Below are 14602 nucleotides of genomic sequence, written 5' to 3'. Positions count from 1 at the left end.
ACATCACTGAGAGCCACGCTGATGGAACCTGAAAGAAGGTGAAAATGACTGACCGGAACACAAGGGAGTGCTCCGGCTCATCAGTACAGGTGGAATTCGGCAAAAGCTGTTCAGCCGGTGGGGGAGATACAAGGCTTACCTTCAGCGGAAACGCAAGGGGTCAGTGACCCCTGCATTTTTTGCTTCGGGTTTATCTCTTAAGGTTTATCCCTGGGCCAGATTTTGCTCGATTGCGGCGTTGCGGATGGCTTTTTGAAGCTTTTCAAAGGCACGCACTTCAATCTGGCGAACGCGCTCTCTGGAAATCCCGTATTCCTGGGAAAGATCCTCGAGCGTGGTCGGGTCTTCTTTCAGGCGACGCTCGCTCAGAATGTGCTGTTCGCGTTCGTTCAGGGATTTCATCGCATTCTGGAGGAGGGCACGACGCTTGGTCAGTTCCTCGTTCTCGGCAAGGACCTGTTCCTGACTCTCGCTTTCATCAACAAGCCAGTCCTGCCACTCGCCATCCCCGTCCTGACGTAAAGGGGCGTTCAGGGAGTTGTCGGGTGCCGCGAGGCGGCGGTTCATCTGGATGACATCGTTTTCCGGCACGTCGAGCGTGTCCGCAATTTTTGTCACCTGCTCCGGGGAGAGATCGCCATCGTCGATGGCAGACATCTGGCCTTTCAGCTTGCGCAGGTTAAAGAAGAGCTTCTTCTGTGCTGCCGTTGTGCCGATCTTGACCATGGACCAGGAGTGCAGAATGTATTCCTGAATGGAGGCGCGGATCCACCACATGGCGTAGGTTGCCAGGCGGAAACCCTTTTCCGGATCAAAGCGTTTGACAGCCTGCATCATGCCAACGTTGCCTTCGGAGATCAGTTCGGCAACAGGCAGGCCGTATCCGCGATAGCCCATGGCAATCTTCGCAACGAGGCGCAGATGGCTGGTCACCAGTGTGTGGGCAGAATCGACATCTCCGTCTTCCCGCCAGGATTTGGCCAGCTGATATTCCTGATCCTGAGACAGCATGGGGAACTTCCGAATATTTTGCAGGTAACGTGAAAGGTTGCCTTCCGGAGTTAATGCAGGAATTTTCGTATCAGTCATATCTATCCCCTCCTGATAAACGGTCAGAAAAGAAGCTTTGGCTTCACTGGTTTGTTTTCTGCCTTATCTGTGCGATTGAACTACTGACTTGATACGCACAGATACGGGATATGGGTTCACTTCGAGATCTTGACAAGTGGTATTTTCTTGTCGCTATTGCGGCGGAATTTTGTCCAGTTGCAATTTTTAATTATTATAAAGTATTTATCAGAGCTTTCAAATCGTTTGATAGCTCACTCTCAAACAAGTGATCTTCCCCGGTTATGGGATGAATGAACCCCAGGGTTTTGGCGTGAAGGGCCTGGCGGTTGAAATCTTCCATGAGGTTTTTGGCTTCGGCGGAAAAGTGTTTTTGCCTGCTTTTGCTCTGATTGCCATAAACGGGATCGCCGACAAGCGGTGTGCCCATGTGCGTCATGTGTACGCGAATCTGGTGGGTGCGGCCTGTTTCAAGCCTGCATTCAACCAGTGCAACGGTGTCGTGTGCGAGGGTGTCCAGCAATCTGTAATGGGTTGTCGCTGCCTTTCCGCCCTTCGGAACGACGGCCATTTTCTTTCTGTTTTGCGGGCTGCGTCCGATATTGCCGGTTATGGTTCCCCTGACGGGTGAGGGAACCCCCCAGACCAGGGCCTGATAGCTGCGCTCGATATCATGTCGGGAAAAAAGCTCGACGAGGCCGTGGTGGCAGGGTTCTGTCTTGGCAACAACCATCAGGCCGCTGGTGTCCTTGTCAATTCTGTGAACAATGCCCGGCCGCTTGACGCCTCCGATGCCCTGCAGGTCATCGCCGCAATGATAGAGCAGCGCATTGACCAGCGTTCCATCGCTGTTGCCCGGTGCCGGATGGACAACCATGCCGGATGGCTTGTTCACGACAAGCAGGTGTTCGTCCTCAAAGACAATATCCAGGGGGATGTCCTGGGGAACAGGATCGGCGTCTTCTGCAGGAGGGAGGGTGAGGGTAATGGATTGGCCCGACTTGACGCGATAGTTGGCATTGTCCACGACCGCATTGTCCAGCAGAACCATCCCCTCGGCCATCAGGCTCTGGATGCGGCTGCGGGACAGTTCAGGCAGGCGCTGTGCAAGAAGTTTGTCCAGACGAAGCTTTCGCTCATCATCTGCAACAGTCAGGTGATGCGTTGTCTGCTCTTCGAAAGAATCATCTGTTGGGGGGAATTCTGGCTCGGTCATTTTCTGGGCTTTGCAGATTTCTGTTGATTCCTGCATCCGGTAAAGGCATTGCAATGCATGTTTGTATCTGAGCAGCTTACTTAAAGGACGGGACAGATGAAAGCAATCAAGGTCGCAGTTTTTGTGATGTCGGCACTGCTTGTTATCGGGTTTGCAGTTGTTGCCGTGACGATTGTCTCCAGACTGTTGTCCGACGAACCTGTTCTGGCCTCTTCCGAAAAGACATCTGTTAAGGATGCTCCTGCAATTCCCCGGCCTGTCTTTTCCGGAGACAGAAATCCTGCTGTTTTCGGGGAACAGACTCTTTCCATCCCGGCTGGCTGCCACCTGAAAGCCTTTGAGATCAGGGGACAAAGGGCTGTGCTTGTTCTGGATGGTGCTGCAGCGCTTTGTCAGCAGATTCGTGTTCACAGTCTGGAAAACGGCGAGGAACTGGGGCGTTTTTTGTTGCAGCAAACGCCTGAATAGGCGCCTTTTAACTGCTTTGCCTGTTTTTCTGTCGGCTTTCACGGGCTTCTGAATGGCCTGTGAGGCAATCTGTCACCATATCTGTTGTAGAGCAGCCCTTTAAATGAAGAGGGCCGAGCAGTTAAATGCCTGTTGTGTATGGCAACTAAATCTTTTCAGATAAAGATAAATTTATTCTCATTTTGTTTTTTGTTAACGAATATTGTGTTACGATTATAAAAATTGAGGATTTTCAGGTGTTTTTACTCCTGATAGTGAATTCTGCATAAGAAAATACAGATATGTGGAATTCTTTATTTAGATAATTATTTTATTTATTTGTTTGTGAATTGTCTGATCCGGTTTTACAGAAGCCCTGATCTGCATTCAATTGAATTGCCCGTTTGATGTGCCCGGGCCGAACCAACCGTGTTCGTTTTAACGCTGCTTCGACCTTGAAGCTGAAATCTCAGGAGTTTCTATCAACAGAGCCTAAACCGCTGGAGGATCAAAATGACAACCAACCCCACAAGCGACAGCGATCTTTTTGATCTCATTGCAGATCAATTCCAGAATCGTCAACAAAGCGAGATGAGCCTCCGGGATTATCTGGCGGCTTGTCGGGATGATCCCATGATGTACGCTTCGACGGCCGAACGCATGGTCGAGGCGATCGGGGAGCCGGAGCTGTTTGATACCAGCGGGGACGAACGTCTCGGGCGTATTTTCTCCAACAGAACAATCAAGCGGTACAAGGCTTTTGAAGAATTCTACGGGATGGAAGAGACAATAGAGCGCATCGTCGGTTTCTTCAAGCATGCGGCGCAGGGGCTGGAAGAGCGCAAGCAGATCCTCTATCTGCTTGGTCCGGTCGGTGGCGGCAAGTCATCCATTGCCGAACGCCTGAAGGCAATTGTCGAAAAGTGTCCTGTCTATGTTCTGAAGGCAGGTGATGAAATCAGTCCGGTTTTCGAATCACCGCTGGGTCTTTTCAATCCGGAAACGATGGGTGATGCGCTGGAAGAGCGCTATGGTATTCCCGGGCACCGGTTGACAGGGTTGCTTTCGCCGTGGGCCCTGAAGCGTCTTGATGATTTTGACGGCGATCTTGCGCGCTTCAGCGTCGTGAAGCTGTTTCCATCCAAACTGCGCCAGATCTGTGTGGCCAAGACAGAACCGGGCGATGAAAACAACCAGGACATCTCGTCTCTGGTTGGCAAGGTTGATATCCGGAAACTGGAATACTTCAGTCAGAACGATACGGATGCCTATTCCTACAGTGGCGGACTGAATATCACGACCCAGGGTCTGCTGGAATTTGTGGAGATGTTCAAGGCGCCGATCAAGATGCTGCATCCCCTGCTGACTGCGACACAGGAAGGAAACTATGTCGGTACGGAAAACCTTGGTGCCATTCCGTTTCAGGGTGTGATACTGGCCCACTCCAACGAGGCCGAGTGGCAGAGCTTCAAGAACAACAAGAACAATGAGGCTTTCATTGACCGTGTCTGCGTCATCAAGGTGCCTTACTGCCTGCGTGTTTCGGAAGAAGTGGACATCTACAACAAGCTTCTGAGCAACTCGAGCCTCAATGATGCAAACTGCGCTCCGTCAACGCTGGAAATGCTGGCGCAGTTTGCGGTCATGTCGCGCCTCAAGGAACATGAAAATTCCAACCTCTTTTCCAAGATGAGGGTTTATAACGGCGACAATCTGAAGGATGTCGACCCAGGAGCGAAACCCATTCAGGAATACCGTGATGCTGCAGGGGTCAACGAGGCCATGTCCGGTATCTCAACCCGTTTTGCCTTCAAGGTGCTGGCTGAAACCTTCAACTATGATCCCCAGGAGGTGGCGGCTGATCCGGTGCACCTGATGTATGTGCTGGAACAGGCAATCAACCGGGAGCAGTTCGCCGAGGAAACGGAAAAACGCTATCTGGAATTTATCAAGGGTGATCTTGCACCGCGTTACGCCGAGTTTATCGGCAATGAAATTCAGAAGGCCTATCTGGAATCCTATTCCGACTTTGGGCAGAACCTCTTTGACCGTTATATCGCCTACGCTGATGCCTGGATTGAAGGGCAGGACTACAAGGATCCGGACACGGGTCAGCTGCTTGATCCGAAAATACTGGATCAGGAGCTTTCCAAGACGGAAAAACCTGCGGGAATTTCCAATCCGAAGGACTTCCGCAACGAGGTGGTGAAGTTTGCCCTGCGCGCCCGGGCAAACAACAAGGGGCAAAATCCGAAATGGACCTCTTATGAAAAGCTTCGGGAAGTGATTGAAAAGCGGATGTTCACACAGGTCGAGGACCTCCTGCCGGTGATCAGCTTTACCTCCAACAAGGACAAGGAGATGGAGATCAAGCACAACGAGTTTGTCGCCCGTATGGTTGATCGGGGCTACAGCAAGCGTCAGGTCCATCGCCTTGTTGAATGGTATATGCGCGTGAACAAGGCGGGATAGATCCCGCACTCGTGAAAAGGAGCAAGTGTCTCAAGTCAGGAACCGTTTTGTTATGATGCACCACTTTATTGATCGGCGTTTGAATCCCAAAGGCAAGAGCCTGAGCAACCGGCAACGCTTCATGCGCCGCGCCAAGGAGCAAATTCGAAAGGCGGTAAAGGATTCCATCAACAAGGGAACAGTTGCCGACATCGGGCACAAGGGGCACCTTTCCATCCCCAGTCGCGGTCTTTATGAACCCCGTTTCCGCTACGACTATGAAAAGGGCATCCATGATCGTGTGTTACCGGGGAACAAGGAATATCACGAAGGCGATACCATCAAGCGCCCACCCCGGGGCGATGGCGGACAGGGCGGCCCAAAAGCCAGCGAGGATGGCGAAGGGGAAGATGATTTCCGCTTTACACTCTCGCGTGAAGAGTTCCTCGAAATCTTCTTTGAAGACCTTGAACTGCCTGATCTGGTGAAGACCTCCCTCAAGGAGGAAGTGGAATTCAAAAGCAAGCGCGCCGGTCTGGTCAAGACCGGAAACCCGAGCAACCTGGATCTGGTTCGGACCATGCGCAATTCGCTAGCGCGCCGGATTTCCCTGCACCGGCCGGGGGATGATGAAATCCAGCTCCTGAAACAGCGACTCTTTGCCCTTGAGCAGAAGAGCAGGCTGACGCCGGAGGAAAAGGCCGAAAAAGCCGATGTAATCCACCAGCTGGAACGTCTGGAAGCGCGGCGCAAGGTTGTGCCCTATATCGATCCTGTCGACGTGCGCTACAGGTCCTTTGTCCGGGAGCCGGAGCCAAACACGAGGGCTGTCATGTTTTGCCTGATGGATGTTTCAGGCTCCATGACCGAGGGCATGAAGGATCTGGCGAAACGTTTTTTCATGCTGCTGCACCTTTTTCTCGATCGTCAGTATGAGCGTGTGGAACTTGTCTTTATCCGCCATACCCACCAGGCGCATGAAGTGGATGAGGAGACGTTCTTCTATTCCAGGGAGACCGGAGGGACGATTGTGTCTTCGGCGCTGGTTGAGATGTCAAAGGTTCTCAAGGACCGCTATCCTCCCGATGAGTGGAATGTCTATGCAGCCCAGGCTTCGGACGGGGACAACTTTGCCAGTGACCGGGAAACCTGCCTGAACATGATGCATCACGATATCCTGCCGGCCTGTCAGTATTTTGCCTATGTCGAGGTGATGGATGAGCAGGAGCTGGATATCTTCCGCGACGGATCGTCCTCGACGGATCTCTGGCAAACCTATCAGGCGCTGGCGGCGGATCACGAGAACTTCGCCATGAAACGGGTGAACCGTGCCGCAGACATCTATCCCGTTTTCCGTGATCTCTTCAGCAAGGAAGACGCCTGAGAAGAAAGGAGGCAAAATGCCCCGCAGCTCTGAAGCAAAAGGAAAAAGCAAGGAGATGGAACCTCTTTACACCGGTTCGGAGTGGACTTTTGACAACCTCAAGGCTGTCTATGATGCCCTTGAGGAAATCGCCCTGAAGGACATGGGGCTGGATGTCTATCCCAACCAGATTGAGGTCATCACTTCGGAACAGATGCTGGATGCCTATTCCTCGGTCGGCATGCCCCTGATGTACAGGCACTGGTCTTTCGGCAAGAGTTTTGTGCGGGATGATTTCATGTACAGAAAGGGGATGCGCGGGCTGGCCTATGAAATCGTGATCAATTCCAGCCCCTGTATTTCCTACATCATGGAAGAAAACTCGATCACCATGCAGACCCTGGTGATGGCGCATGCCGCCTTTGGTCACAACCACTTCTTCAAGAACAATCACCTGTTCCGTCAGTGGACCGATGCGGAAGGCATTCTGGATTATCTCAACTTTGCAAAGGACTACATTTCCCGTTGCGAGGAGCGATATGGTTTCCAGGCTGTGGAGGACACACTGGATGCCGCGCATGCTCTGAGAGAAAACGCGGTTGATCGCTACAGCCGACCTGCACGCCTTTCGGTGCAGGAGGAAAAGGAGCGTCTGGAACGCCGGGAGGCTCATGCCCAGCAGGACGTCCGGGATATCTGGAGAACCCTGCCGGAAGCCAATGACGGGAAGGGGCGTGATGCAGAGGATGAATTGCAGGCCGTGATCGCGACGAAGCTGGGGCTTCCGGAATCGAACCTGCTGTATTTCATGGAGAAGAACAGCCCTGTCCTGCAGGAGTGGCAGCGCGAAATCCTGAGGATTGTCCGGAAGATCGCCCAGTATTTCTATCCCCAGAAACAGACCAAGGTTATGAATGAGGGCTGTGCCTGCTACTGCCACTATTATCTGATGCATGCACTTTATGACCGCGGGCTGATTACGGAGGGGACGATGCTGGAGTTCCTTGACTATCACAGCCGGGTGGTGTTCCAGCCTGAATTTGATGATCCCCGCTGGAGTGGTATCAACCCCTATGCCCTTGGTTTCGCAATGATGCAGGATATCGAGAGGATCTGCGAGAATCCTACAGAGGAGGACCGGGAATGGTTCCCTGACTTTGCCGGATCGAATGATGCGCTGGGGCAACTGAAATTTGCCTGGGAAAACTTCAGGGATGAATCCTTCGTCCTTCAGTATTTGAGTCCCAAGGTGATCAGGGATTTTCGTCTGTTCCATATCCAGGACAATTCCGAGCGGCCTTTCCTGAAGGTTGAGGCGATACACAATGAGCGGGGCTATCGTTCTGTCAGATCCGCCCTTTCGAAGTCCTACTCCATTTCGTCCATGGATCTGGACATCCAGGTTGTCGATGTCGATCTGCACGGGGATCGCACCCTGACGCTTTGTCACTATGTTCACGACCAGATTCCGATCGACGGCAAGGAGGCCAACCTGGTTCTGGAAAAAATTGCACAACTTTGGGGCTATGATGTTGGTCTGTATTGTGAAGATGTGCAGACCGGAAATATTCTGGCGACCTATGACTATGCAAAGGGTGCATAACCACCGGTGGAAAAAGGCAATCCCGGTTCTTTGCTATGGTTTTGTTAAGAATCAGGTGGTAATCTTGTGAATACTGCTTCTGGAGCCGTTGCAAAGCCTGTCTTTGTTGCGTCTGCGGGGCAGCAAAACAAAAAAGAGATCTATTGCACTGCAATAATCCGGGGTTACTCGCAAAATGCTACCAATAAGAGACGACCAGATCATAGTGTCTCTGGCCAGAGACATCGGCGCAGCAGCAGTGCCAGAGCTGCTGGAACGCTTTCGCAGTGATCTTTCGGTTCATCTGGACCAGCTGGTTCATGCAACCGAAAGTATGGATGCGGATTTGCTTCAAAGGGAAAGCCATACCCTCAAAAGTATTTGCGGGACTTTTGGAGCAGCCGAATTCTGCGCACTGATGCGTGAAATCAACGAGGCCTGCCGCCAGGGGGAAACCCAGTGGGCTTTGAGGAAGGCATCCGAAGAGGCGACAAGGCTGGGGGAGGAAACCCTGGCGGCCTATTCCAACGATCATATGCCTCTTTCCTGAATTTCTGCTGCCCTGTGCCAGTGAAATTTTTTCAACACCTTGAGAAAACAGTATAAATGCAAGATACTGTCTGTCTGACAGCATTTTGCGTTGTCTTTGTTCAACCTGTCCCGGCTTGCTCAAGCCGTCTGAAAGACCGGATCGAGGACTGCCTGTTTTGTCTGAGGCTTCTCCCATACTTCTCATTGAAGACACTGTATCGCTTTCAGCTGTCTATCTGGCCTATCTGGCCAAGGCGGGTTACAAGGCGGATCATGTGGAAACAGGTCAGGCGGCCCTGAAAGCGCTTGATGCGGGACAATACTCGCTTGTTCTGCTGGACCTGCAGCTTCCTGACATGAACGGGCTGGATATTCTGTCCAGACTGAAGGACAAGCGGGAGCAGGGGCATCTGGGTGGACTGGAAGTCGTTGTTATCACCTCCAATGCCTCTGTGGATGTTGCGGTTGATTCCATGAGGCTCGGGGCATACGACTTTCTGGAAAAGCCCTTTTCTGCTGAGCGGCTTATTGTCACCATTCGCAATGCGCTGGAGCGCAATCGCCTCTCCAAGATGGTCAAGGCCATTCAGGGCAGAACCTCCTTTCACGGGTTTGTCGGATCGTCTCTGCCAATGCAGGCTGTTTACCGCATGATTGATGCGGCTGCCTCTTCAAAGGCTACAGTCTTCATCATGGGAGAAAGCGGCACGGGCAAGGAGGTTTGCGCTGAAGCCATTCACAAGAGCAGCCAGCGCAACGACGGGCCCTTTGTTCCGATCAACTGTGCGGCCATTCCCCGTGACCTGATGGAATCGGAGATCTTTGGCCATGTCAAAGGTGCCTTTACCGGTGCTGTCAGCAACAGGGAAGGTGCTGCCCAGCAGGCGCACGGGGGAACCCTGTTCCTGGATGAAATCTGCGAGATGGATCTGGATCTGCAAAGCAAGCTGTTGCGTTTCGTCCAGACCGGAGCTTTTCAGAAGGTCGGCAGCACCAAGCTGCAGAACGTTGATATCCGCATTGTTTGTGCAACCAACCGTGACCCCCTGAAGGAAGTGGCAGAAGGCCGGTTCCGAGAGGATCTTTACTACAGGTTGCACGTAATTCCGATAAATTTGCCTCCCTTGCGCGAGAGAGCTTCTGATGTTCTGGATATCGCAGAGTATTTCATGTCCCTCTATGCGAAGGAGGAAGGCAAGGCCTTTTCTGTCCTTTCTGCCGAGGTGAAGGATCGTTTCCTTGACTATTCCTGGCCCGGTAACATCCGGCAGCTTCAGAATGTGATGAGAAACACGATTGTGCTGCACCAGGGGGAAAGGATTGAACTGTCCATGCTTCCGGTTCCGGTCGGGGACAGGGCGTCAGAGATCGCAGGAGAAGGTGGAGGTCCCGAGGGTGGTGACCCCGGTGTCCCGGGAATTGCCGGTAACATCGGAGTGGCCGGTGCAGACAGGAGCTTGCCCGGTCAGTTTGTGGAGCAGGGCTGGCCTTTTCCCGGAGAGTGGGACACCTTTGGTCAGGCGCTTTTCCTGCAGCTCTTTTCTGCCGAGCAGGAAGAGTTGCCCTTGTGGAAGATTGAACGAACGATCATTGAATCGATGATTGAGGCCTGCGATGGGCAGGTCGCAAAAGCTGCGAAAAGACTGGGAGTAAATCCTTCTACGCTTTACAGAAAAAAACAGCAGTGGCTTTCTGAAAACACTCCTGAAAAGTAAAGCTGGAAAATATTATCCTAATTTTTGGTGAATTAGATTTAATTTTCTTGCGTTATTATGCGAAAATTGGTTAAAAGGTATTAACTTTTGGTGTTCGGAATATAGCTCTGTGGGGCGAGCTTGTTCTGCGATTGTTTAAATGGCAAAGCTGTATGATGGTTTGTTTTTCTGAACAAGCAGTTCAACCTCTCGTCCCTGCTCGGAAGATATCCTTTGAAAGAGGGGTGTCAAGCCAATGAGCAAGTTCTATCTGGATTTGATGGCTGCTTGCCACTGTAACTCGATTAAGGTGATACAACGATACGTTACCAATCACTATAATCGAACGTTGGCGCCAGTCGGTTTGACGGCCACGCAATTAACCTTCCTGCTGGCGATCGGGAGCAATCCCGGGCTGAGCATGTCGGAACTTTCCTCCCTGCTGGAACTGGATCTGTCGGCTTCTCTGCGCGGAGCAGAGGCGCTGGAAAAGAAGGGACTGGTCAAGATTATCAGTGGAGGGCAGCGCCGGAGGGAGCTTTTCCTTGAGGAAAAGGCTGTGCGTAAAATAGACGAGGCACAGGTGTTCCTTGATATCGCCGAAAGCAGTTTGCCAAAGGCAATTCCCGAACAGTCGAAAAAGAATCTGGCCTGTCTGCTTGAAGTGATCAACAGAAAAGAGGAAGAAATCGAAAAGATTGCAACCTAAAAGGGATAAACCCTTTTTGTGATTTCGCCTTTTGGCCTGGTGATGTTAGGGTTGTGTTATGCAACCTTACCTTTTCGTTCTCTTGATCCTGACGACAGCACTGGGTCCGCTTGCCATGCAGATGTATATTGCGCTGGCATCGGTTGTCGAATTCGGCCATGCGCTGTCCGGACTTGAGCGTATGACAACAGTCAGTGTCTCGCTGATTGCTCTGGGGATCGCCAACATTACCTTTGGTCCTGTATCCGACCGTATTGGCAAACCTGAAAGCCTGCTTCTTGGTCTGGTTGTTTTCATTTTCGGAAGTGTGCTTGCATCCTGGTCGGAAAGCTTTCATGCCCTGGTTCTGGCCAGGGTGATCCAGGCTTATGGTGGCGGGTGCGGGCTGGTTGTCTCGCGGGCACTGATACGGGATCTGTCTCCGACAAGCTACAAGGCGGATCAGGCCTATACCATTCTGGTTGTCACGATGGTTGCTGCACCGATGGTTGGTCCCTGGTTGTCGGGCGTTTTGCTGCATGTTCTCGATATAAGAGGGCTGTTTGAGCTTCAGGCTGCACTGGGATGCCTGATGCTTGTCCTCCTCGGGCTTTGGGCCCTGCCTGTGATGATGAAAGAAAAACAGGGACGGACAAAGGGTGTTGTCCGGGAAAACGGGCTGCAGAGCTCCATGGTTCTGGAGTTGCTGAAGAACAGGTTTTTTGTTCGCAAAGCTGTCGCTGCGTCTGTTCTTTCCTCGGTTTTCTTTGTCTTTGTTGCTGTGGCTCCGGCTTATTTCAGAAAAACCTATGGCCTGACCGTAGAGGGTTACGGGGTTGTCTTTCTTTTGACAACCTTGTGCTTCGTCGCCGGAGCACTGGTCGCCCTTGGTCGGCGCAGGCTGCTCAATACAATCCCGCTCGGGATGGCAGGAAACGGGGCAGGTTGGGAACGCTTTCTCTTGCAGGGATTTGAATTGCAGAACCTGTCGCTGCTCTCCTTGCTGGCAGCCCTTTCTTTCTTTGTTTTTCTGGTGTCGGGTTATTCCAGCCTGCATGTGGCTGTGGGGATGATGCTCTTTATCGGGTTTATCCAGGGCGTGGCTGTGCCCAACATGCAGAATGAAGCGATGAAGTTCTGCGGCAGACTTTCGGGCTCTGCCTCGGGCATTATCGGTTTTCTGCAGATGGGGCTGGCCGGGGTGGTCGTGCAGATTCTCGGCTTTGTGGGAGCCTCCATGGAGGTTGCAGCCGGAATTATCCTGTTTCAGGCGCTACTGGTCGTTTATTTTGTCTGCTTTAAAGATGCCGGATCGGAACTGTTACCCGGTCAGGTCTGATGGACCGGTTTCGTCGGCGGTCTGAACTTTTTGCTTGAAGTAATCCAGTACAAAGAGGCGCAGGGCACTTGAGAGGTTGCTTGTGCGGGCCTCGTCAATGTCCTCGATAAGGCTGCTGAGGCTTTTGTTGCGCTCTCCGGCAATCATCTTGAGATCCTGCCAGAACGGCTCTTCCAGACTGAGGCTGGTCCTGTGCCCGGCGATGGTCACGGAGCGTTTGCGAACCAGAGGGGTTTCCAGTTTCAGCGCATCCGTCCTGTCATCCTGAAGTGGCGACATGTCTTGCTCCGTTGAGGAGACAGAACCGGGCAGAGGTGCCGGTTCTGTCTGTCGTCAGTCTGTTCCGGGTTTGTCTAGGCCTTGCGGGGGCCAACCATATTTTCCGGGCGAACCCACTGGTCAAACTCTTCGGCTGTCAGCAGGCCAAGCTCGATCGCTGCAGCCTTGAGGGTGGAGTTTTCAGCATAGGCCTTTTTGGCAACCTTTGCGGCGTTGTCATAGCCGATGTGCGGATTCAGGGCTGTCACCAGCATCAGGGATTCTTCCATCAGGGACTGGATACGGTCCTTATTGGCTTCAATACCCTCGACACAGTTTTCGCGGAACGAATCACAGCCATCCGCAATGAGCTTGGCGGATTGCAGAAGATTGTAGATCATGACCGGTTTGAAAACGTTCAGTTCGAAATGTCCGGTTGCACCGGAGACTGTAATGGTGGTGTGGTTGCCCATAACCTGTGCACAAACCATTGTCAGGGCTTCGGATTGTGTCGGGTTTACCTTGCCCGGCATGATGGAGGAGCCGGGTTCGTTTGCCGGTAGCAGCAGTTCGCCGATGCCGCAACGCGGGCCGGACCCCAGCATGCGGATGTCATTTGCGATTTTCATCAGGGAGGCAGCCAGAACATTCAGGGCTCCGGATGACTCGACGATGGCATCATGCGCTGCCAGTGCCTCGAACTTGTTGGGGGCTGTGACAAAGGGCAGCCCTGTAATATCGGCAACTTTCCGGGCAAAGGTTTCCGCGAAACCTTCAACGGAGTTCAGTCCTGTACCAACAGCTGTACCACCCTGGGCCAGCTCTGACAGGCGAGGCAGGGTTGCCTTGATCCGCGCGATACCGTTCTCGATCTGACGGGCATAGCCGGAAAATTCCTGACCCAGTGTCAGTGGTGTGGCATCCATCAGGTGTGTGCGGCCAATCTTGATAATGGAATCAAAGGCTTTTGCCTTGGCATCCAGAGCAGCGTGCAGGCGTTCCAGCGCAGGCAGTGTTTCCTCGCTCAGCAGGCGAACACCGGCGATGGACATGGCGGTCGGGAAGGTGTCGTTGGAGGACTGCCCCATGTTGCAGTGGTCGTTCGGGTGAACAGGCGTTTTGCCGCCGCGTTCGCCGGAGAGAATTTCGTTGGCGCGCCCGGCGATCACCTCGTTGGTGTTCATGTTGCTCTGTGTGCCCGAACCCGTCTGCCAGACAACCAGCGGAAACTCGTCATTGTGTTTTCCGTCAATGACTTCCTGTGCAGCCTGACAGATGATCTTTCCGATGTCTTCGGAAAGAACACCCAGTTCCATGTTGGTTTGGGCGGCTGCAAGCTTTTGGGTTCCCAGAGCCTTGATCATGGCCGGAGGCATTCTTTCGCCACCGATGCGGAAGTTCTGCAGGGAGCGTTGTGTCTGTGCGCCCCAGTAGCGATCAGCAGGAACGGCGATATCGCCCATTGAATCAGATTCAATACGTGTCTTGTCAGTCATGCCTGTCAGGTCCTTGTTGGCCATGGAGAGGTGAACCCCCGAAAGTTCCGGGGATCCCAGAACAGCAGCTTACGTCCCGATGATTGAGGGGATCAAGTGCCCTGTCGCAGATATTGTTCTATGAGCGCTTCTTTTTTGTCTTTTTTTGCGCCGCACGCCTGGCAGCTTCCACCGCCAGACGACACCAGTCCATAAAGGCGTCCTCGCTGGTGGTTTCCGGAAGAAGCCAGTAGGACATTTCGACCGGTTTTCCCTTGCCCTCATAGGTGAAAGGCTCTGAACCCGCTTGCTGGAAGACGGGAATGGTTTCCCTGTCGACCTTCAGATAGATCCTGTTCCAGGCTTCGAGGGCAAACATGATATCTTCCAGATAAATGCCTGTTCCGCCGAACATCTTGCGGGTTCTGGTGGGGCCCAGTGCCGTACAACGGCTGGTGAAATCGAGAACGATCTGTTCCTGTTCACTCAT

The 14602-nt window shown here is 52.7% G+C and carries 13 protein-coding genes; 8 read left to right on the top strand and 5 right to left on the bottom strand.

All coding sequences use genetic code 11. The annotated features are described in order from the left end of the window. Nucleotides 1–204: 204 nt before the first annotated feature. Nucleotides 205–1089, bottom strand: a complete 885-nt coding sequence (rpoH, locus tag AAAH10_RS02435; RefSeq protein WP_343560184.1) for an RNA polymerase sigma factor RpoH — start codon at nucleotides 1087–1089, stop codon at nucleotides 205–207. A 193-nt stretch (nucleotides 1090–1282) separates the two neighbouring features. Further along, on the bottom strand, nucleotides 1283–2284 hold the full coding sequence (locus AAAH10_RS02430; protein ID WP_343560182.1) for an RluA family pseudouridine synthase: 1002 nt from the start codon (nucleotides 2282–2284) through the stop codon (nucleotides 1283–1285). A 96-nt stretch (nucleotides 2285–2380) separates the two neighbouring features. Here AAAH10_RS02430 and AAAH10_RS02425 point away from each other — a divergent pair, with 96 nt between their 5' ends. The 8 genes from AAAH10_RS02425 (at nucleotide 2381) to AAAH10_RS02390 (ending at nucleotide 12379) form a co-directional block, all read left to right on the top strand. After that, nucleotides 2381–2752, top strand: a complete 372-nt coding sequence (locus tag AAAH10_RS02425; RefSeq protein WP_343560180.1) for a hypothetical protein — start codon at nucleotides 2381–2383, stop codon at nucleotides 2750–2752. Nucleotides 2753–3244: 492 nt separating this feature from the next. Further along, a complete protein-coding gene (locus tag AAAH10_RS02420) occupies nucleotides 3245–5203 on the top strand; it encodes a PrkA family serine protein kinase (protein ID WP_343560179.1) in 1959 nt (652 codons plus the stop codon). Between the two features lie 52 nt (nucleotides 5204–5255). Then, complete coding sequence (locus tag AAAH10_RS02415) at nucleotides 5256–6566, top strand: YeaH/YhbH family protein (protein WP_343560178.1); 1311 nt, start codon at nucleotides 5256–5258, stop codon at nucleotides 6564–6566. Nucleotides 6567–6582: 16 nt separating this feature from the next. After that, a complete protein-coding gene (locus AAAH10_RS02410; protein WP_343560176.1) occupies nucleotides 6583–8148 on the top strand; it encodes a SpoVR family protein in 1566 nt (521 codons plus the stop codon). A gap of 175 nt (nucleotides 8149–8323) precedes the next feature. Beyond that, nucleotides 8324–8677, top strand: coding sequence for an Hpt domain-containing protein (locus AAAH10_RS02405; protein WP_343560175.1), 354 nt, complete (start codon nucleotides 8324–8326; stop codon nucleotides 8675–8677). A 157-nt stretch (nucleotides 8678–8834) separates the two neighbouring features. Beyond that, a complete protein-coding gene (locus AAAH10_RS02400; RefSeq protein WP_343560173.1) occupies nucleotides 8835–10373 on the top strand; it encodes a sigma-54-dependent transcriptional regulator in 1539 nt (512 codons plus the stop codon). Nucleotides 10374–10608: 235 nt separating this feature from the next. Then, nucleotides 10609–11061, top strand: coding sequence for a MarR family transcriptional regulator (locus AAAH10_RS02395; RefSeq protein ID WP_343560171.1), 453 nt, complete (start codon nucleotides 10609–10611; stop codon nucleotides 11059–11061). Nucleotides 11062–11119: 58 nt separating this feature from the next. After that, nucleotides 11120–12379, top strand: coding sequence for an MFS transporter (locus tag AAAH10_RS02390; RefSeq protein ID WP_343560170.1), 1260 nt, complete (start codon nucleotides 11120–11122; stop codon nucleotides 12377–12379). Here the strand turns inward: AAAH10_RS02390 and AAAH10_RS02385 are convergent. The 3 genes from AAAH10_RS02385 to AAAH10_RS02375 form a co-directional block, all read right to left on the bottom strand. Beyond that, complete coding sequence (locus AAAH10_RS02385; protein ID WP_343560169.1) at nucleotides 12362–12658, bottom strand: ribbon-helix-helix domain-containing protein; 297 nt, start codon at nucleotides 12656–12658, stop codon at nucleotides 12362–12364. The two genes, AAAH10_RS02390 and AAAH10_RS02385, sit on opposite strands and share 18 nt — an antisense overlap. A gap of 74 nt (nucleotides 12659–12732) precedes the next feature. Next, nucleotides 12733–14133, bottom strand: a complete 1401-nt coding sequence (gene fumC, locus AAAH10_RS02380; protein WP_343560167.1) for a class II fumarate hydratase — start codon at nucleotides 14131–14133, stop codon at nucleotides 12733–12735. Between the two features lie 118 nt (nucleotides 14134–14251). Then, nucleotides 14252–14602 carry a TfoX/Sxy family protein gene (locus AAAH10_RS02375; RefSeq protein WP_343560165.1) on the bottom strand — a complete coding sequence of 117 codons (351 nt, stop codon included), beginning with the start codon at nucleotides 14600–14602 and terminating at the stop codon, nucleotides 14252–14254.

Origin of the sequence: Carbonatibacter coralli (genome assembly GCF_039592655.1) — a bacterium.
GTDB classification, from domain to species: domain Bacteria; phylum Pseudomonadota; class Alphaproteobacteria; order Kiloniellales; family Kiloniellaceae; genus Carbonatibacter; species Carbonatibacter coralli.
The sequence above is the reverse complement of the archived record's forward strand: the minus strand, read 5'-3'. Positions and strand labels throughout refer to the sequence as shown.

Bases quoted from the DNA above. Each gene is read 5' to 3' on its own strand.
- rpoH (WP_343560184.1), bottom strand. From the start codon at position 1,089: ATGACTGATACGAAAATTCCTGCATTAACTCCGGAAGGCAACCTTTCA.
- AAAH10_RS02430 (WP_343560182.1), bottom strand. From the start codon at position 2,284: ATGACCGAGCCAGAATTCCCCCCAACAGATGATTCTTTCGAAGAGCAG.
- AAAH10_RS02425 (WP_343560180.1), top strand. From the start codon at position 2,381: ATGAAAGCAATCAAGGTCGCAGTTTTTGTGATGTCGGCACTGCTTGTT.
- AAAH10_RS02420 (WP_343560179.1), top strand. From the start codon at position 3,245: ATGACAACCAACCCCACAAGCGACAGCGATCTTTTTGATCTCATTGCA.
- AAAH10_RS02415 (WP_343560178.1), top strand. From the start codon at position 5,256: ATGATGCACCACTTTATTGATCGGCGTTTGAATCCCAAAGGCAAGAGC.
- AAAH10_RS02410 (WP_343560176.1), top strand. From the start codon at position 6,583: ATGCCCCGCAGCTCTGAAGCAAAAGGAAAAAGCAAGGAGATGGAACCT.
- AAAH10_RS02405 (WP_343560175.1), top strand. From the start codon at position 8,324: ATGCTACCAATAAGAGACGACCAGATCATAGTGTCTCTGGCCAGAGAC.
- AAAH10_RS02395 (WP_343560171.1), top strand. From the start codon at position 10,609: ATGAGCAAGTTCTATCTGGATTTGATGGCTGCTTGCCACTGTAACTCG.
- AAAH10_RS02390 (WP_343560170.1), top strand. From the start codon at position 11,120: ATGCAACCTTACCTTTTCGTTCTCTTGATCCTGACGACAGCACTGGGT.
- AAAH10_RS02385 (WP_343560169.1), bottom strand. From the start codon at position 12,658: ATGTCGCCACTTCAGGATGACAGGACGGATGCGCTGAAACTGGAAACC.
- fumC (WP_343560167.1), bottom strand. From the start codon at position 14,133: ATGACTGACAAGACACGTATTGAATCTGATTCAATGGGCGATATCGCC.
- AAAH10_RS02375 (WP_343560165.1), bottom strand. From the start codon at position 14,602: ATGAGTGAACAGGAACAGATCGTTCTCGATTTCACCAGCCGTTGTACG.